This window comes from Paenibacillus sp. P32E, assembly GCF_001909085.1.
Lineage (GTDB): Bacteria > Bacillota > Bacilli > Paenibacillales > Paenibacillaceae > Paenibacillus_AQ > Paenibacillus_AQ helianthi.
Genome location: NZ_LVYY01000012.1, coordinates 159,280 through 177,576, shown reverse-complemented (window position 1 = coordinate 177,576; position 18,297 = coordinate 159,280). Strand labels below are relative to the sequence as shown.

Here is an 18,297-nt window from a genome sequence, read left to right as displayed (position 1 = left end):
GAGTGGGGTGAGTGGGGTGAGTGGGGTAAGTGGGTTCAGGGGAGAGTTACGTCCCAAACTGTTGCCCCGCTCCCCCAGCCGTTCCTGATCTACACTGCGGATGGCTTCAGTTCCGCTCGCCAGCACTCTTTACCCGCTCGTCAGTCACTTTAGTTCTGCTCGCGAGCACTCTTTACCCGCTCGTCATTCACTTTTGCTCCGCTCGCCAGCACTCTTTACTCACAAGTCAATCACTCTTGATCCGCTTTGGCAGCCGGCTGCACATGGAGTTCCGCTTGCTTCACTCTCCGTATACCGGCTCATTACTTCTGTAGCCCGGCAACAGTCTGGCGGGTGACTAACGCAGTATTCACGAACAACTGCTGGGGCTTGGTCTCCGGCTGTTGAAGCAGCTGTACCAGCATTTTGGTGCCGAGCTCGCTGATCTCTGTAATGGGTTTGCGGACTGTGGTCAGGGCTGGATTCGTGTACCGGGCGAACATAATATCATCGAATCCAATCAGGGAAATCTGGCCCGGAACATCGGCCTTGTGGGCGTAGCAGGCGTTCATCGCGCCAATCGCCATATCGTCATTGGAGCAGAACACCGCTGTCGGCGGATCTTCCAGCAGGAGCAGGGCAGCCATTGCCGCGTATCCGCTCTCAATGCTGTAGTCTCCAGCCGCAAAGTAATCGGAGTTCAGCGGAAGACGATGGGCAATCAGGCTGTCCATGAAGCCCTGTTTGCGCTCGCTTGATGATTTGAAGCCAGGCTTGCCTTCGATAATAGCGAATTTCTGGTGTCCCTGCCGGACAGCATAATCAATGGCTGCCTTCACGCCTTCACGGTCATTTGCGACCACGTTCATAATGCCGGGATCTTCAAGCTGGCGGTTCAGCACTACCAGGGGAATCCCCATCTTCTTCACATGATAGATGAAGGCATTATCCTCGTCGCTCTGGCTCATGACCAGAATGCCGTCAAAACGCTGCGGCTGAATATTGCCGAAGTTGTGAACGCCGTCAATACCGTTGACCGTCAGGTTGAAGTTCTCATCCAAGATGTGGCTGATTCCTTTGATTGCATCGACCAGGAAGCTGGCCGAGGTCCCCTGTTCAATACTGGAGAAGAACAGACCGATGGTGAAGGATCTTTTGGTCACCAGGCTCTTGGCGCTGTAGTTGGGCACATAGTTCATTTCGGCGGCGATTTTTTCGATTTTGTCCCGGGTTACTTTCTTGATCAGCGGGCTGCCGTTCAGCGCTCGGGAAACGGTCGTATGGGAGACGCCGGCGACACGTGCAATGTCTTTGATGGTGATCATAATATCTCTCCGGGAAAATAGAATTGTTAACGATTTCAGTTTACGATTTCCACACGGTCAAGTCAAGGAATTATTAAAATGCACACGTTAAAATTTTGTGGCAGAATGCCATCTCTGGCGCTATAATTTATTTGCTTGACTGAAATAAATGAGAGCCTGCTGAATCTGAATAAAACCTGTCAGGTAGCCGGTTTAGGCGGCCCGGACCGTCGTGACGGAAGTTTTACCTATTATATCAATGCACCCGTGATCACCAATGACCAAGAAGGCTTAGGCGCATTCCTGCAGGTCTGTGGAGAATACGAGAACAGGCCTACCTGATGCGCCAGGCCTGTACGTGAAGCCGATGGATGAGGAGGAAGAACAGATGCTGGTAGGAAAAGAAGCCTTCTGTGATTTTCATACCATACAGGAAGCAGTAAATGCGCTGGAATCTCAGCCGGAGGATGAAGAACGAACGCTGTATATTTTGTCAGGTGTATACGAGGAAACGGTAAGGATATACCGTTCCCATCTGCGGATTATCGGCATTGGCCACGTGGTAATTACCATGAACCGGTATGCCAGGGAACTGGACGCCGCAGGTGAAGAGATCACCACCTTTGCCACCCCGACGCTCTTCCTTGGGGGACACCGTTTGGTTGTGGAGAATCTGACGGTTGCCAATACGGCCGGACAGGGAACAGATATTGGGCAGGCCGTGGCGGTATATGCTCATTGTGACGAGACGGTCTTCCGCAACTGTACCTTCAAGGGATATCAGGATACCCTGTTAACGGGACCGCTGCCTCCTGCGACTAAGGAGGGCAAGCCCTTCGGCGGCATCCCGCTCAAAAAGCGGCATGACCGCTGCCGCCAGCTCTATACCCATTGTTATATTGAGGGAACAGTGGACTTTATTTTTGGAGGGGCAGTAGCCTATTTCGAACATTGTGAAATCCGCAGTCTGCTACATTACGGCCAGGGTGAGGGATACATAACGGCAGCGTCCACGCCCGAGGGTCAGGAATACGGGTATATTTTCAGCGGGTGCTTCTTAACGGCTGATCCAGGCGTAACCGGGGTCTACCTGGGACGGCCATGGCGCAGTTACGCCCAGACCGAACTTGTGAATTGCCGCTACGGCAGACATATTGATCCCCGGGGCTGGGATCATTGGGATGATCCGCATAATGAACGGACCGTGAGATATTGCGAATACGGTGTGGCGGGTGATGATCCCTTGCGGGGACAGCGTGCCGATTGGGCGCTGTTGCCTGATATGTCTGAGGAGGCACCAGGCAAAGCACAGATTTTTGTCGGTACGGATTTCTGGAAGAGGGTGGGTACCCATAGCTAGACAGCAGAGACCATGCCTGACTTCGAGTCCCTGATCATGGACGGCAGCATGCAGGAGAAGCGTCCTTTTCGATACTGCTGAAGCTGTACAAGGGGATGCTGCTGAATCTGCTGGTCTCCTTACTGTTCTATCTTCTCAATCATGCAATAACCCGGTTTGCCGCTGCCGTGGCAACCCCCAAAAAAGCGGACACCTGATCCTCTCAGGTGTCCGCTTTTTCATAAGATTTTATTTATCCTTGGCTTTATCCTTCTGGCCGGCATCCTTAGGAGAATCTCCTGTAAGAGTTTCCTGCACATTGTCCATAATGCCTCCGACGATATCATCCAGCTTGTCTGTAGATGCCGTCTGTCCAGGTCTGCTCGCATCGGGAATCTGATTAAAACCGGCGCTCGGTTTGTCTTTGAATTTCTCTTTGTCACTCATGCTTCTCATTCCTTTCCATGCTGCCGAAGTTAGAATATGTCCAAAACGCCCATCTTATGTAACGAGTACACCATAGCGACGGATCTGAACCAGTGTGCATCGGGAAGCAGTATTTGGCAAAGGCGAAAGCTCTAGAGCTGGAAGTCCTTCAATTGGAGAAAGCAGGGAATTCATGCTTAAGGCGGAATGTAGAAAGATGGAGGCTAGGCTTTGTTATGCTGAAATTTCGTGATTTCCCGGTCGTAGTGGGACACACTGCCGTCGAATCTTTTGAGACGCACATAGTCTTCGGCAAACTTTTCCACGATTCCGATCCCCACCTGGGAATACATTCCGTCAGGATCGAGCTGCAACGCGGACACAAAGGTCTGCGACAGTGCAGCGACAAAAAAATCAACATTTTTAACGAGTGTCTGCGGCATGGCTGATATTCCTCCGTTCATTCGCTTTAGCGCGTCTAGCTACAAAAGCTTTTTATCTATAATACGACAGCCTTTGCATTTTGAAAATAGGATTTAATTTGCAGGATTTGTGAAAATAACGCTTTGTGTTTCAAGTGGAGGAGGAAAAAATGCATGAGCGCTGCAAAAAAGACACTTGTTATTACGCTGGCGGTCCTCGGACTGCTCATCGTGCTGACTCCCATCGTCTATGCAAGGATTGGCACCATAGTCTATGCTCACAGGGTCAAAGTTTACCTGACTGAAGAAATGGGCTATGCCCGGGCGGAAATTGCTTCGGTAAAAGGGAAATGGACCATTAAGGCCCCACCGTTTGTTGTACATGTCAAGTTTAGAGACGAGCCGGAGGTGGAGTATACTTATTTTGCACACGCTGGAGTGATACAATTCAGCCACGAGATTTCCCGGAAAGGCTTGGACCAGGGGGTCACGGAGAAGAGCCTGAAGCATTACGTTCCTCTGGATTAAATATAAGATTAAGGCGGTCTGCAGCATGGAAAAAAATAACACAGAGCAAGCCAGGGAACTGTTCACCCGTTATCTGGGGAACCCCATACAGATGCACCGTGAAGGTGTGCTGCAGCAGTATAAGCAGTACGAGGTCGACAAAGAAACAGAAAAACAATGGGCAGAGGATATGATTGCGGGATATCTGAAGCAGTTGTCGATCCGCGACTGGGAAGCTGTGGACTCGCTAGAGACGCTTTCCAGGCAATATCCGAATCCTGAAATGGCGGAAAAGATAGTATCGTTTGCTTCACGCAATCTCATGAGCGCAGACAGCATCGTCAGACTGCGGTTCTCCGAAAACCTGGTGGGCATCATCCGCTCCCATAAAAAAGTAATGTCCCGTGAGCAGTTATTCACCGCCTGCCGGGCCGCCGCAGAGCTGCTGCAATCTGTCACCAGGCAGCCTCTTGTGGTCGATCCGGGCCATGAGCTGGAGCAGCTGGGCCTCAAAGACAAACGGGGGTTGAACAGCAGGGCCAAGAAGAGCATGGATGAAGTAGAAGCGTTGTTGAATTGAAGAAGGGTTGACCGTTAAAAAGTAAAATTTATGGAGGAATCCCGATGAGGTTACTGGTCTCCCAGCCGTACCACGAAGCTGGTTTGTTGAAGCTGCAAGAAGAACTGCGGCAGTGGTCCAATTTATGCGATGCGGTACTCTATCCTGAAGGATATATAACAGATCCGGGCAGTGTGCAGGCCCTTCGCGGCCTTGCCAGGCAGTACCGAAAGCTTGTGATTACCAGCTATAGAGATGAGAACAACAAGGACCGGGCATTAATGATTGGGCCCGGTGGAGAAATTCTCCTTGAACGGGCGAAGTCTCCCATGCAAGGAGAGCTGTATGCTCCATCAGTGGCTGACGCCTTAGGTATGCAGATCGGTTATCTGCTGTGTGTGGAGATCTTACAGGGACTGAACGGGCTGGAGGGGCAAGCCGAATCTCTGGATTTCATAGCCCATCCGATTGGCGTGGGCATGTTCAGTGAAGAACAGTTTACTATGTGGACAGAGGAAGCTGCACAGATTGCTGTGAAGTATAAATGCCCTGTTATCGGAACCAGTCATGCTGATGGCTCCTACCGGAATTGCGGAGTGTCCATCCCCATCTCCTACTGTATAGATGCAAATGGTCAGCCGCTGTACATTTCCAAGGCCGACACAAGAAGTCGCATTGTGGATTTGAAGAGCGGCGGTGTTGTGGTTCCGGGACCGGATGGTGACCAAGAGACAGGAACAGGGCTGGCTGGAACTGTAAAAACACATGAATAGTAAGTGGATTCACACTATGAGTGAGTTGCAATGATTGATGCTCTGAAAAAGGTCTGCTCAGCGAAATATGACATAAAGCTGTCCGGTTAGTTATGCTACGATTTTCTGGCTACACTGAAACGGAATAATGAGACAGAGAACCGGCAGGAGGAGACAACAATGGCAGAACCGCTAAAAGCAATGTACAACGAGGAATTTCTGCGCGGCTTCGGCACGAAGGTGAAGGAAGTACACGGCAGTTTCGACCTTGAGGGTTTTGTCGCTGCAGCGATGCGTGGCCCTTGGGAGGCGCTGGAGCTTAAAGGACGGATGCGGCGGATCACGGAGACGCTGGGAACCTTTTTGCCCCGGCGGTATGAGGATGCTCTGGAGATTCTGTTTGCGATAGATGAAGAATGTGTAGGCTTCCCTTATCTGTTCTTCCCCGATTTCGTCGAGGTGTATGGTACCAGCGATGAACACTTTGAGCTGTCTATGACAGCACTGGAGCGCTTCACGCCCAGATCATCGGCGGAATTCGCTGTCCGCCCCTTTCTGCTGCATGACCCGCAGCGGATGATGGCACAGATGCTGCAATGGTCGAAGCATCCCAATGAGCATGTACGGCGGCTGTCCAGTGAAGGAAGCCGGCCCCGCTTGCCTTGGGGGCAGGCGTTGCCCATGTTCAAGCGTGACCCGTCGCCGGTGCTGCCGGTGCTGGAACAATTGAAGGCTGACCCTTCGCTGTACGTCCGCAAGAGTGTGGCGAACAATTTGAACGACATTGCCAAGGACCATCCCGAAGTTGTGATTGATACCGTACGGCGCTGGAAGGGTGTGAGTGCGCATACGGACTGGATTGTGCGCCATGGATGCCGCACACTGATCCGCAAAGCGGACCCTGAGATCATGGCCCTCTTTGGTTATGCTAGCCAGGAGAACGAGACACCTCTGGCCGTCAGTGCCGTCCTGTCTGTAGAGCCTGCGGAACTGCACATAGGCGACAGCTGTGAGCTGGCTTATGCCCTTTCCATTCGTGAGGGGGAAGCGGTCCGTATACGTGTAGAATACGGTATTGATTTTGTGAAAGCCGGGGGCAAGACCTCGCGCAAGCTGTTCCTGCTCTCGGACAAAACAGTTCCCGGCGGCGCCCGGTTGACCGGAAAACGGACTCACCGTTGGGCAGATCTGACCACCCGCCGCCACTATGCGGGAGAGCATACCCTCACGCTGCTGGTGAACGGGCGTGAAGCCGCATCTGCAGTGCTTGTGCTGAAGCCGCAGCACCTTGGAGACCTGAAGCTATGATTAAGTATATTTATATGTGAGGGGGCCGGGTATGAACGGAAGACTGGTATATCCGGTTATGCTGCTGTCCCTGCTGGTGACTCTGCTTGCGGGTTGCGGAGACACAAGAAGCTCTGCTCCTGAAGAGTCGGCTGAGTCGCCTCCGGCAGCTGTCACCATGCCGGAGAAGAAGCCCGGGGACTTCGCTTTTTCTGTCCGTTATGGCATCACAGCCCGGAATGAGATTAATACCTTCAACGGTACGGTAACGAAGGATTTGATCTCCAACGGTACAGCGACAATAAATCTCCGACTGACAGACGCTGAAATGGATGATATTTATCAGCAGCTACGCGGGATGAATGCGCTGGGCGGCCTGGAGCTGGAGATTAAGGACAAGACCTGTGGGCGTGAACCCTACACCGAAGAACTCTGGACGATTCAGGTGAATGGTCAGCAGGAAACACTCAATTGGAGTGAAGCGAATTGCGAAATCACAGCCGATGCCAAGAGATTCGAAGCATTGCGGATTAAGATCGTGAAGCTGGTCCAGAGCAGACCCGAGTACCAGGCGCTTCCTGAAGCGGTTGGGGGATATGATTAATCGGCTACACACATAAAAGCGGAACCCTTAGCAGCGGGGTTCCGCTTTTTTCGGCTGACAAAGTATTGCGGCTACCGCTATGGAAGCTTAATGTGAAGCTGATGGTTGTCTTTGGGAACCCGTCTAGCCATTCCAAGCACATAGCTTTTGAGTCCGCTTGAGGTTGCGTTCTGCCACAGCCGGAAGCCGTCTAACGCGATCAACCCCGGAAGGTCAGTCTTGGCTGTGCCGGCAAAATAAATTTCGTTGAGCCGTCCCACCAGATCCGCCATGACCTGAAGCTCAGCGTCTGAATACTTGTCATAAGCCTCATCCTCCGACAGCCGGGCATAACTTCGGGTTGAGGAACGCTTTCTGAAGTTCTGCTCGCTATAGGTGCCAAAGTTCAGCAGATTACTGTCCTTGCTGCCGGAAGAAGCTGCCCACAGCTCCATATTCAGCTTGGAGGTGCTGTAGTCAAGTGTGTGATCCGCAGAAGAGTACTTCAGCATTCCGTATTGATGAGGATACACGGATAAGGCGCTGTCCGCGATATCATAAATGCTGGTGCCATCCCCGCTATTTTCGCTGATGTCCTGAATATGGATATGGCCGCTGAGTGCAGTGGCAATTCCGTTCCGCTTCAAGGCGTCGACCACCTGTGCATTGTCATTAACTGTGAAGCCCTCTTGAATGAAGTCACTATGATCCAGCAGACTGTGATGCATGACCGCTATGATATGCGCTCCACTGCTTGAGGCCAGCTTTCCGCATTCATCGATCCACTGCAATGTGGAAGGAGGGACTCTTCCATCCAGCTGGGGGTGACCAAGTGCTGAATTGTTAGCGTATTGACTGGTGTCCAGCATGAGAAGCCAGAGATCCTCAGAGGGGGCTGCCAGATAACTCAGGGTATCTTTATCGTTAAGCAAGGCTTCGTCATACCCGAAGGCGTGGTAGAGGCTGCGGAATTCTTTTGGAGTGATATTGTCCGCCATATATTGCCGCTCGTCCTTGAATTCGCGCGCCCAGGGATTCAGAATATCGTGATTACCGGGAATAACATATACCCTTGTTCCGGTATTCTGTTCAATGATTTTTAGTCGCTTGGCCAGATCCTTATGGCTGCGCTTTTCCCCATTGTTGGTGAGATCCCCGCTGATGATGAGCGCATCCGGCGTTCGGATTTCGATATCATGGCCCAGTGCGCTAATGATTTCTTCACTGTACCCCAGTTGCTTACCGTCTCCGGCGGCGAGAAATTGATTGAAGGCCGGGCCGAAGTCAGTCAGGCTTTTGGACAGGTAGTGTGTGTCTGTCGTGGTCATGATCGTCAGATTATGACCGGATTGAATCCGGTACTGCTGCGGCGTAGTCTCTTGCCCGCTGCATGAAGCCACGGTGAGCAGGACCGGGATAAGCACGAGCCTGCGGAATGAAATATGCATGATAGCCTCTTTCTCCATAACCTGCAAAGAGGTGCTTCCCCGGGCAAATATGCCTTTAGAGAAACACCTTGTGCGGAAACCTATACATTATTTTTTAACTTCTGTTACACCCGTTACTTTTCCCTGGTCCGATGCACTGTAGGTGGCCTGGTACTTTTCATCGGAGAAATAGACATTGCCCTTGATGGTTGCATTCACAACATTGAAACCTTTCGCCTCCACATATACGTCACCTACAAAGGTGCCGCCCTGAATTCGGGCATTTTCACTTTTGATGGTGATTTTGGGTGCGGTCAGGGTAAAAGAGTTGGTGATGTTGTGATCTGCATCCTGCGTGTACAGCGCGATCTTGCGTGCCGGTTCATTCTTGTGGATGAATTGGCCGTCGACGACGAGATCCTCCGTGAAGGTCAGATCCTTAAGGGTAGCAGCAATCCAGGTACCGTCCTTGCTGATCGCTTTTTTGAAATCCTCTCCGTTGTCAACCACGGAAGCCGAGGTTACAGCGTCAGGTGCAGCAGTGGCATTGCTGGCGGTTCCGTTGCCCGCTGGCGTGTTGGTGCCTGCCGTATTATTGTTCGCAGAGTTTCCGCATCCGACAAGCAATGTCAGAACGAATACTGCTGCTAAGGCTGCTAGCTTCTTCATGTGAATATCCTCCTTGGGGTATGGGACTATGCGACATGCTTTAAATTTAAAATAGAATGATTAGTGCGGAATTAATGTGAGATTACTCATAGGTTAGGGTATAATATTTACCGAACGTTCTATAAATGGTAAAATAGACGCAGAAAGGGGCTTGATTATGGCAAGAAGCAAAGAGTTTGATGTAGACAACGTGCTGGGCAAGGCGATGAACGTCTTTTGGCAGCAGGGCTATGAAAAAACTTCTATGCAGGATCTGGTTACCGGTATGGGTATTCATAAGCGGAGCATGTATGATACTTTTGGAGACAAGCACACCTTATATATAAAGGCTATGGAACGATTTGCAGAGATGACCGCCAGCAAGATGGAGGGTCGTGTGGAAGGTACGGACTCCGCCAAGGAAGCCATCCGGCTATTGTTTGATACAATCATCTACAAGCAGGAGTCAGAGCCAACAGGCTGTCTGCTGGTGAATACGGCGGTTGAACTGGCTAATCATGATCCGGCGGCAACCTCCAAGGTAAATGAAGCTTTTCTGCAAACGGAGCAGCTCTTTGAACGATTGGTCGTACAAGGGCAGGCGAGCGGTGAAATCTCCAGCCGTCACCAGGCGGCTAATCTGGCTGTATTCCTGCATAATGCCCTGGTGGGTCTTCGGGTCATGGTCAAAACCACACCGGATAAGGACAAGCTGCAGACTATAGCCGATACCACACTTGGGATGCTGGATTAATGACCATGGGGATATTATGAACCCCCGGCTGGTATATTATCCAATAATATTGCCGAAAGTCCAACATTTGCTGGAGTCATTGCCAATTCCAAAATAAAATTATCACATGTTAGGGTAATAAAGTTACGGCAGAAAGGGGCTAGGTTCAATGGCCAAGCAGAAATATTATGTAGTATGGGAAGGCAAGAACCCTGGAGTATACGGGACATGGGCGGAATGCCAGGCGCAGACGGATCATTTTACAGGGGCAAAGTATAAATCCTACGAATCCAGAGCGGAGGCAGACGCCGCCTACAAGGCAGGGTGGAAGGGGAACTGGGGAACCGGAGCCGCAGCCTCGGGTGCAGGGAAGAGCAAATCTGCAAGCACGTATAAGCGCAGTACAACGGCTGCTGAGTCTTCGGCGGAGATTGATTACGACAGCATTTCCGTAGACGTGGGGACCCGCGGCAACCCTGGACCTGTAGAATATAAGGGGGTCGATACGCAGACCGGGGATCTCATTTTTTCATGCGGACCGATCAAGAAAGGCACCAATAATCTAGGGGAGTTCCTGGCGATTGTCCACGCGCTGGCTCTGCTGAATAAAGAAGGAAGCAGCCGCACGATTTACAGTGATTCCGTGAATGCCATGAAATGGGTTAAGCAAAAGAAGGTTGCCACCACGCTGCCGCGTGATGCTTCAACCGAGGAAATCTGGACACTGATTGACCGCGCGGAACATTGGCTGCAGACGAATACATACAAGAACAAAGTACTCAAGTGGCAGACCAAAGAGTGGGGAGAGATCAAGGCTGATTACGGGCGGAAATAAACTGCCGGGAGCCAGCTATATTTTGGGTAATATCAGGTAAAGAATGAATAACACGCATGGGAGCGGGAGGAAACATAAATGTTCGGTAACGATTGGGATGAAATCCTGCAGGAAGAGACTTTGAAGTCTTATTTTCAGGAGCTGCGTTATGGGCTGGCGCGGGAATACAAAGAGTACACGGTATATCCGCCCAAGGACGAATTATTCTCAGCGCTTAAGCTGACGCCTTACAGCAAGACAAGAGTAGTCATTCTGGGGCAAGACCCCTATCATGGAGCGGGACAGGCACATGGACTCAGCTTCTCGGTCAAACCCGGGGTGCGGATCCCACCTTCCCTGCGCAATATCTACACAGAGCTGCACTCAGACATGGATGTGCCAGTTCCGAACCACGGCTCGCTGCTGCACTGGGCGGAGGAAGGGGTTCTGATGCTGAATGCTGTGCTGACGGTCCGGGAAGGACAACCTAATTCCCATAAAGGACTCGGCTGGGAGACTTTCACCGATGCGGTGATGGAGAAGCTGAACGAACGGCAGGAACCCATGGTCTTTATCCTCTGGGGCAGTTATGCCCAGCAAAAAGGAGCCTATATCGACCCCAGCCGCCACCTTGTGATGAAGTCCCCGCATCCGAGCCCATTCTCAGCGCACCGGGGTTTTCTGGGCAGCCGTCCCTTTTCCCAGGCGAACAAGTATCTGGAATCAAAAGGCTTACAGGGAATCAATTGGTCCATACCGAATATATAGATAACTTGGATTTGGATACAGCTAAGGGGGTGGAGCCATGAAGCATTGGGTAGGCAGACCAGTTATTATGTATTGTGGCGAAGAACCCTACACGGTCATGAAAGGTGTTTTGCGTAAATGGGACCCGGCAGCTTCCGTAGCTGTCATTGGTCATCAGGAAATTGCCGTGCCTTTTCACGACATAGTGTACATCAAAGCTCTGGCCCCCAAAGAGAGATCCTTGGCCCCAACGCTGCATGTTGTCGGATATGTTATGAGAGAACGCCAGCAGTTCGACAATGCAATCTATTTCAAATCAGCGGTCACCGTCTGGAAAGGCGATCAGCTGATTGCTTACAATACAACAATTGTTTCCCATACCAAGGGCTCCGTCACGCTCAAGGATGGACAGAATCTGCCTAAAGTTGGCCATGTTTTTGTAGTGCGTTCTCTCCGGGGCTGAACGGTTCGGACTAAAAAGGCGTAGGCTCCGTAACGAGAGCCTGCGCCTTTTGGTTGTTGCTGTAACCGAAGCTGACGCTCAGGGTCACAGCTGCTCTTCTTTGGTAACGACAACATCTTCGACCCGTTCGGCAATGATAATCTCGTAGATCCGCAGGAAAATGATTTTGAGGATCATATAGACCGGGAGTGCGATCAGCACACCGATGATGCCATAGAATTCGCCCCCTACCAGCACGAGAATTACGGTTGTCAACGGATGCACGTCCAGGGATTTGCCGTAAATAATCGGAGACAGCACATTATCCTGGATCTGCTGGGCAACTACAATGATCACCAGTGACCAGAGGGCCATCGTCGGAGATTCAATGAAGCCAACGATGACGACGGGTATTGCGGCCAGCAGTGAACCGACATACGGAATGAAGTTAAGTGGGATGGAAATGATGGCGAGCAGCAGGGAGTAAGGCAGGCCAATGATCAGGAACCCTACATAGAGCATGGCTCCCAGGACCACGTTCAGCAGCACTCGTGTAACGATGAACCCGCTCAGTGCGCTGTCAATATCGACCAGCATGTCCTGCCCTTCCTTACGGAACTTCCTGGGTACCAGACTAATCAGGATCGGTGAGAGCTTGTGCCCGTCCTTTAGCATGTAATAGAGAATAATGGGCAGGGTAGCGATCACCACAACGATGCTGGACACGACACTGATCAGATTGGTCATCGAATTGCTAACCCAGGTGATGGCATCATTCAAGTATCCCGAGAGCTTTGCTGACAGATCAGCATCGCTTTTAAAGAAGCGGGAGAAGGTGGGGTCGTTCTGCAGCTTGGTGAACTGGTCCTGAAGTCCCTGCACCAGATAAGGTGTATTGTCGATGAAATTCTGGATCTGCTCACGAAGTGTCGGCCAGACCAGCACCCAGAAGAGCACAAACAGACCTAGGAATACGACATAGATGAGGAGAATAGACAGCATACGGTTCAGCTTTTTACTCTCCAGAAGATTGACTAGCGGCCTTAGCAGATAATACATGAAGCCGGACAGCATCATCGGTACAAGCAGCAGATTGAAGATCGCTACCAGCGGTGAGATGAGAAAAGCGACTTTGGAGCCCAGATACAGAATCGTCAAGAATGCGATAATGGCCAGGCATGTTCTGAAATATTTGCTTTGCAGCACTGCAGCACCCCCTAATTCTATTGATTATAGCATTTATGTATCAATTCTATCTTTATAACCGAATTAAGAGGGATTGATTCAGTACGTTCAGATGCAAATCAGCACCTCTGGTTTAGGTACCGGAAGCAGCGGTTAATATCGCATTAAAACAGGAGGAGGGATGACAGTGACGAAACTGGTTCTGGGGATATTTGAACATCGGAGTGATGCCATCCTTGCGATAGAGGACGTGTGTGCGCACGGAATCAAGCCGAAACAGGTCTCGGCTGTAACGAAACAGAAGAATACGCTGGAGATCATAAGCCATGATACGGGGATTGGCCGGACAGAAGCCGGCGAAGGTAACGGAGGCTTGTTCGGAACCGCCAAAGGACTCGGTATAGGGCTGGATATGCTGCCTGATACTGCTGTAGCGGCCGGGCCGGCAGCCCACAAACTGGCGGGGGCGGATCTGGACAGGGACGGTCTTGACGTCAGTCTGATTGGCATCGGAATTCCCATGGAAGATGCAAAGCTCTATGCAAGACATGCCGACAAGGAACATGTTATTGTCATCGTAGCTCTGAAGGAAGAGCAGAGCCAGCAGGAGGTGAGCTCCTTGTTTGAGCTGCATCATGCCATTCCGCTAGACGCTCCGTAAGGCCCTCAAAGTATAGATAATCAACGCGGTGAACGGTTTTTCCGTTTCGCCGCTTTTTTTTTCCTGGATTGCACGAACAGAATCGGATCTACGCTGACATTACCACCAGTTTCTTTGGATACCTGTTTGGCTTTTACAAGAGATAAAAAGGCGAAAATTTCCCCTAGTGCCGTCAGGCCCGCCGCAATAATGGCATAGTCTTCCGCATCCAGCTCTTCACCTTCGACGGGGGTTGTATTATTGCCCTTAGCCGTATTGCCCTTAGCCGTATTGCCGCCATTCCCGTTATTCCCGTTATTCCCGTTATTGCCGTTTCCCAAGTAGTTATTATGAGCCATCGCCTGTTCACCTGCTTTTTCCCATATGTAATATAAAATATGTCAAAGTGTGCCGGGGTGAAATAGGCAATTGAGAGGATATTTCGAAGGCCTATTTCTCATGCGGATTACGTGCTCCAATTGTGCTTGATTGAGCAACGCGAAATGTTCAAATGGTATGCTCGATCCCCTCTGTCAAACGGGTATATCTTTGCTGTCTGAAGAGGAAAATAAACCAAAGAAAAATTGCTTTACTACGAATGAAAACGCTGTTATAATCACAAGTGAGCAGAAACAATCACAAATAATCATCAGCGATCATGATTTATGCTCATTTCGACCGTAGTTCTCTAAAGTCCACGAAATGTAAGGCTTCATATTTTGCCGCTGTTCACAAGGAGTGAGCGCTATGTTTGAAGAGGAACGGAAAAGGAGCATTGTCCACTTTGTGGAGAAGCATACCCGGGCGTCAGTCCAGGAGCTCAGCCAGGAACTGGGAGTGTCAGAGTCCACGGTACGCCGTGATTTGAAGGAACTTGAAGAATCGCGGCTGCTGAAACGTACGCATGGCGGAGCAGTTTCACTGCAGAGTGTCAATTTTGAAGCGGCGATTCCCGATAAGGCGGACCGGTATCTGGATGAGAAGCAGCGAATCGCACACAAGGCTGTAGAAATGATTCAAGATGGTGACGCCATCCTGTTGGACGGCGGAACAACAACACTGCAAATCGCCAAGGCGCTGAGGGCATTCTCGAACCTTAAGGTAATCACCAATTCCATGATTGCCCTGAATGAGCTGAAGGATTGCCGTAATATCGAAGTTTCGATTACAGGAGGACTGCTCCGGCAGGATACCTTGGCTTTTGTAGGGCCAATGACGGAGCGTTCGCTGGAAATGGTGCGTGTGGATAAAGCATTTCTGGGTACCAACGGATTGGATTTACGCGAAGGCATCACCACTCCGAACATGCTTGAAGCTGCGACTAAGCGCAAAATGATTTCCGTGGCCAAACAGGTTATTCTGCTGGCCGACCATAGCAAAATCGGGCAGGTTTCCTTCTGTAAGGTGGCTGACCTGCGGGAGATGGATCACTGCATTCTGGATAGAGAGACACCTGAAGGCTTCATTCGCGGGCTGAAAGGCTTGGACCTCGACTACACCTTGGTGTGAGGACAAGAAAACCATAATAAAGAGGGATAACCATGATCTATACTGTGACGCTTAATCCTTCCATTGACTATATCGTGGAAGTTGAAGATTTGAAGCTTGGCAGTTTAAACCGGATGACACGCGACCTCAAGCTCCCTGGTGGCAAAGGCATTAACGTATCCCGTGTACTGAACACGCTGGAGGTTCCCAATACGGCCACCGGTTTTCTAGGGGGATTTACCGGGAGATACATCGAGCAGTGGCTGGGTGAAGAGAACATCTCCAGTGACTTCGTAACGGTAAATGATGACACCCGGATTAACATCAAGCTAAAGGCCGGGGAAGAGACGGAGATTAACGGAACCGGACCGGTGATCCGGGATACAGAAGCGGAAGCTCTGGTGCTTAAGCTGGAGGCACTACAGGCAGGCGATATCCTCGTTTTGTCAGGCAGTGTACCACCTTCGCTGGGAGCAGCCTTCTATAGCAGACTGATTGACATATGCAAGCGTAAAGAGGCCGAATTTGTCATCGATACCACAGGCCAGGCACTGAAAGATGCACTTGCGCTGGAACCGCTTCTTGTGAAGCCCAACCATCATGAACTGGCAGAACTGTTCGGGGTCAGAATTAACACAAGAGACGAAATTATCACTTACGGCCGCAGACTGATGGAATTGGGAGCACGTTACGTTCTGGTTTCCATGGCTGGTGAGGGAGCACTCTTCATCTCAGATCAAGGCGTATATTATGCCAATGCGCCGAAGGGCAAGGTGAAGAACTCCGTAGGAGCAGGAGATTCGATGATCGCCGGATTTGTGGGTACGTTATCTATGACTGGTGATGTACTGGAGGCTTTCCGGACAGGCGTGGCTTCTGGCAGTGCGACAGCATTCTCAGATGACCTTGCAGAGATAGCACTAATCGGGCAGCTGCGGACACAGATTGAAATTGAACAGATTTAACCAAGCAGTACACATGTGATTAAGGGAGTGGATTGTAATGAAAATTACAGATCTGATGATAAAAGAAACAATGATCATGAACCTTCAGGCGGTGTCTAAGGAAGCGGCGATTGATGAATTGATCGCCAGCCTGGCGGCCAGCGGACGGATTAATGATCCCGTATTGTTCAAGGAAAAGATTCTGGCGCGCGAAGCGCAGTCCAGCACGGGAATTGGCGGGGGAATCGCCATGCCGCATGCCAAGACCAAAGCGGTCAATGAAGCTACAGTAGTGTTTGCCAAAAGCGCTGCGGGAGTAGATTATGCCTCTTTGGATGATGAGCCTGCGAAGCTGTTTTTCATGATAGCTGCTCCAGAGGGAGCTGGAAATATGCACCTTCGCACACTGGCTGCATTGTCCAGGTTGCTCATTGAAAGCGAATTCATTGAAGCATTGATGAATGCCCGGACACCTGATGAAGTGACTGCGCTATTTGATGCCAAACAAGCTGAAGCAGAAGCTGAAGCAAAGGCGAATGAAGCAGCCAGCACTGTTGGAACCAAACCGAAGGCGCCCGAACGTGTAATTGTGGGCAACCCGGATTCGCAAAGCTTTGTCGTTGCTGTAACTGCTTGTCCAACAGGGATTGCCCATACCTATATGGCGGAAGACGCACTGAAGAAAAAAGCCAAGGAAATGGGCGTAAATATCCGCGTGGAGACAAATGGGTCGGAAGGGGCTCAGAATGTACTGACTGCGGACGAAATCGCCCGGGCCAGCGGTGTCATTATTGCCGCCGACAAAAAAGTTGAGATGGCACGTTTCGCCGGCAAGCCGGTGCTGCAAAGACCGGTAAGTGACGGTATTCGTAAGCCTGAAGAGCTGATCACCAAAGCCATTAAGGGAGAGGCTCCAATCTACCGGAGTGAGGGACGAGACGGAGATGAGGCTCCGGCAGAGAAATCCGGCAGCGTTGGAAGCAGAATTTACAAGGATCTGATGAACGGCATCTCGCATATGCTGCCGTTCGTGGTCGGCGGCGGGATTCTGCTGGCTATCTCGTTCCTGTTCGAGCAGGTGGCGAGTGTTGATAATCCGATCGTCAAGCTGCTGCAGACGATTGGCGGCGGTGATGGTGCCTTCCATTTCCTGATTCCAATCCTGGCCGGCTTCATCGCGCTCAGCATCGGTGACCGTCCTGCCTTGATGCCGGGTATGGTCGGCGGGTATATGGCCCTTAATTCCAATGCCGGTTTCCTTGGTGGTCTGGCCGCCGGTTTCCTGGCAGGTTATGTGGTCATTATGCTCCGCAAAGCGTTTGCGGGCCTGCCCAAGACACTTGATGGATTGAAGCCGATTCTGCTCTACCCGGTGTTCAGCCTGCTGATTACCGGCGGGATTATGTTCTACCTGTTCGATCCGGTATTCAGCTGGCTAAATGAAGGCCTGATCAGCGGACTTAACAATCTGGGAACAGGCAATGCAGTTCTGCTCGGTCTGGTTCTCGGGGGCATGATGGCGATTGATATGGGTGGACCGTTCAACAAAGCGGCTTACACGTTTGCCATTGGCGTATTTACCTCCAGCGGCAACACGAACGGATTAATGATGGCGGCCGTTATGGCTGGAGGGATGGTACCTCCACTGGCTATTGCCCTTGCCACAACCTTCTTCAAACATAAATTTACCGAAACAGAACGTAAATCCGGTCTCACGAACTATGTGCTGGGTCTGTCATTCATTACGGAAGGCGCTATTCCCTTTGCTGCAGCCGATCCGATGCGTGTACTCACCTCCTGTATCGCAGGTTCAGCTGTTGCCGGTGGTCTGACCCAGTTATGGAAAATCAACGTCCCTGCACCGCATGGCGGTATCTTCGTAGCCGCACTGTCCAGCAATGCCTTGCTGTTCATCCTGGCCGTCCTGATCGGTTCTGTGATCTCCGGATTAACGCTTGGCCTGTGGAAAAAGCCGCTGAGAAACGGCTGAGCATAGCATAATCCAATGAGGTTGTCCCGAAGTCATTCGTTGACGGGGCAACCTCTTTGTTATAGTAAGGAGAAGAAAGTC

Annotated in this window: 21 protein-coding genes and 1 pseudogene; 15 read left to right on the top strand and 7 right to left on the bottom strand. The window is 51.0% G+C overall.

The features are described from left to right. Nucleotides 1-302 precede the first annotated feature (302 nt). Entirely contained in the window at nucleotides 303-1,304 is a 1,002-nt protein-coding gene (locus A3848_RS13235) for a LacI family DNA-binding transcriptional regulator (RefSeq protein ID WP_083606944.1), read from the bottom strand. 126 nt (nucleotides 1,305-1,430) lie between these two features. Between A3848_RS13235 and A3848_RS13230 the strand changes: the two are divergent. Both A3848_RS13230 and A3848_RS13225 read left to right on the top strand, forming a co-directional pair. After that, nucleotides 1,431-1,625 (top strand): annotated as a pseudogene (locus A3848_RS13230) (glycosyl hydrolase family 88); the annotation flags it as partial. Between the two features lie 46 nt (nucleotides 1,626-1,671). Continuing rightward, complete coding sequence (locus A3848_RS13225; protein ID WP_074085403.1) at nucleotides 1,672-2,643, top strand: pectinesterase family protein; 972 nt, start codon at nucleotides 1,672-1,674, stop codon at nucleotides 2,641-2,643. A gap of 228 nt (nucleotides 2,644-2,871) precedes the next feature. Here A3848_RS13225 and A3848_RS13220 read toward each other — a convergent pair whose 3' ends face one another. Further along, entirely contained in the window at nucleotides 2,872-3,069 is a 198-nt protein-coding gene (locus tag A3848_RS13220) for a hypothetical protein (RefSeq protein WP_074085402.1), read from the bottom strand. A 203-nt stretch (nucleotides 3,070-3,272) separates the two neighbouring features. Then, nucleotides 3,273-3,491: a hypothetical protein gene (locus tag A3848_RS13215; RefSeq protein ID WP_074085401.1), complete on the bottom strand. Its 219-nt coding sequence runs from the start codon at nucleotides 3,489-3,491 to the stop codon at nucleotides 3,273-3,275. A 153-nt stretch (nucleotides 3,492-3,644) separates the two neighbouring features. On the opposite strand from A3848_RS13215, the gene A3848_RS13210 reads away from it, so the two are divergent. The 5 genes from A3848_RS13210 (at nucleotide 3,645) to A3848_RS13190 (ending at nucleotide 7,179) form a co-directional block, all read left to right on the top strand. Then, complete coding sequence (locus A3848_RS13210; protein ID WP_074085400.1) at nucleotides 3,645-3,998, top strand: DUF3139 domain-containing protein; 354 nt, start codon at nucleotides 3,645-3,647, stop codon at nucleotides 3,996-3,998. 25 nt (nucleotides 3,999-4,023) lie between these two features. Beyond that, nucleotides 4,024-4,557 carry a hypothetical protein gene (locus A3848_RS13205; protein WP_074085399.1) on the top strand — a complete coding sequence of 178 codons (534 nt, stop codon included), beginning with the start codon at nucleotides 4,024-4,026 and terminating at the stop codon, nucleotides 4,555-4,557. Nucleotides 4,558-4,601: 44 nt separating this feature from the next. Continuing rightward, nucleotides 4,602-5,309 carry a hypothetical protein gene (locus A3848_RS13200; RefSeq protein WP_074085398.1) on the top strand — a complete coding sequence of 236 codons (708 nt, stop codon included), beginning with the start codon at nucleotides 4,602-4,604 and terminating at the stop codon, nucleotides 5,307-5,309. Nucleotides 5,310-5,468: 159 nt separating this feature from the next. Further along, entirely contained in the window at nucleotides 5,469-6,596 is a 1,128-nt protein-coding gene (locus A3848_RS13195) for a DNA alkylation repair protein (RefSeq protein ID WP_074085397.1), read from the top strand. 31 nt (nucleotides 6,597-6,627) lie between these two features. Beyond that, nucleotides 6,628-7,179, top strand: a complete 552-nt coding sequence (locus A3848_RS13190; RefSeq protein WP_074085396.1) for a hypothetical protein — start codon at nucleotides 6,628-6,630, stop codon at nucleotides 7,177-7,179. A gap of 77 nt (nucleotides 7,180-7,256) precedes the next feature. Here the strand turns inward: A3848_RS13190 and A3848_RS13185 are convergent, their stop codons facing one another. Further along, nucleotides 7,257-8,624, bottom strand: a complete 1,368-nt coding sequence (locus A3848_RS13185; RefSeq protein ID WP_178381997.1) for a metallophosphoesterase — start codon at nucleotides 8,622-8,624, stop codon at nucleotides 7,257-7,259. Nucleotides 8,625-8,693: 69 nt separating this feature from the next. Then, nucleotides 8,694-9,254: a hypothetical protein gene (locus A3848_RS13180; RefSeq protein WP_083606942.1), complete on the bottom strand. Its 561-nt coding sequence runs from the start codon at nucleotides 9,252-9,254 to the stop codon at nucleotides 8,694-8,696. 157 nt (nucleotides 9,255-9,411) lie between these two features. Here A3848_RS13180 and A3848_RS13175 point away from each other — a divergent pair, with 157 nt between their 5' ends. The 4 genes from A3848_RS13175 (at nucleotide 9,412) to A3848_RS13160 (ending at nucleotide 11,990) form a co-directional block, all read left to right on the top strand. After that, nucleotides 9,412-9,987: a TetR/AcrR family transcriptional regulator gene (locus tag A3848_RS13175; RefSeq protein ID WP_074085394.1), complete on the top strand. Its 576-nt coding sequence runs from the start codon at nucleotides 9,412-9,414 to the stop codon at nucleotides 9,985-9,987. A gap of 148 nt (nucleotides 9,988-10,135) precedes the next feature. Beyond that, nucleotides 10,136-10,801: a ribonuclease H gene (rnhA, locus tag A3848_RS13170; protein WP_074085393.1), complete on the top strand. Its 666-nt coding sequence runs from the start codon at nucleotides 10,136-10,138 to the stop codon at nucleotides 10,799-10,801. Between the two features lie 78 nt (nucleotides 10,802-10,879). After that, on the top strand, nucleotides 10,880-11,548 hold the full coding sequence (gene ung, locus A3848_RS13165) for a uracil-DNA glycosylase (RefSeq protein ID WP_074085392.1): 669 nt from the start codon (nucleotides 10,880-10,882) through the stop codon (nucleotides 11,546-11,548). Between the two features lie 37 nt (nucleotides 11,549-11,585). Beyond that, nucleotides 11,586-11,990, top strand: coding sequence for a hypothetical protein (locus A3848_RS13160; RefSeq protein WP_074085391.1), 405 nt, complete (start codon nucleotides 11,586-11,588; stop codon nucleotides 11,988-11,990). A gap of 84 nt (nucleotides 11,991-12,074) precedes the next feature. Here A3848_RS13160 and A3848_RS13155 read toward each other — a convergent pair whose 3' ends face one another. Further along, on the bottom strand, nucleotides 12,075-13,175 hold the full coding sequence (locus A3848_RS13155; RefSeq protein WP_074085390.1) for an AI-2E family transporter: 1,101 nt from the start codon (nucleotides 13,173-13,175) through the stop codon (nucleotides 12,075-12,077). 166 nt (nucleotides 13,176-13,341) lie between these two features. Between A3848_RS13155 and A3848_RS13150 the strand changes: the two genes are divergently transcribed. Continuing rightward, on the top strand, nucleotides 13,342-13,815 hold the full coding sequence (locus A3848_RS13150) for a general stress protein (RefSeq protein WP_143192398.1): 474 nt from the start codon (nucleotides 13,342-13,344) through the stop codon (nucleotides 13,813-13,815). A 20-nt stretch (nucleotides 13,816-13,835) separates the two neighbouring features. Here the strand turns inward: A3848_RS13150 and A3848_RS32940 are convergent, their stop codons facing one another. After that, on the bottom strand, nucleotides 13,836-14,153 hold the full coding sequence (locus tag A3848_RS32940; protein WP_074085388.1) for a hypothetical protein: 318 nt from the start codon (nucleotides 14,151-14,153) through the stop codon (nucleotides 13,836-13,838). Between the two features lie 388 nt (nucleotides 14,154-14,541). On the opposite strand from A3848_RS32940, the gene A3848_RS13140 reads away from it, so the two are divergent. From A3848_RS13140 to A3848_RS13130, 3 genes are read left to right on the top strand one after another with little or no spacing between them, the layout of a single operon-like run. Continuing rightward, nucleotides 14,542-15,303: a DeoR/GlpR family DNA-binding transcription regulator gene (locus A3848_RS13140; RefSeq protein ID WP_074085387.1), complete on the top strand. Its 762-nt coding sequence runs from the start codon at nucleotides 14,542-14,544 to the stop codon at nucleotides 15,301-15,303. Nucleotides 15,304-15,335: 32 nt separating this feature from the next. Continuing rightward, nucleotides 15,336-16,247 carry a 1-phosphofructokinase gene (gene pfkB / locus A3848_RS13135; protein WP_074085386.1) on the top strand — a complete coding sequence of 304 codons (912 nt, stop codon included), beginning with the start codon at nucleotides 15,336-15,338 and terminating at the stop codon, nucleotides 16,245-16,247. A 37-nt stretch (nucleotides 16,248-16,284) separates the two neighbouring features. After that, nucleotides 16,285-18,216 (top strand): PTS fructose transporter subunit IIABC, encoded by a 1,932-nt coding sequence (locus tag A3848_RS13130; protein WP_074085385.1) that lies wholly within the window; start codon nucleotides 16,285-16,287, stop codon nucleotides 18,214-18,216. Nucleotides 18,217-18,297: the final 81 nt, after the last annotated feature.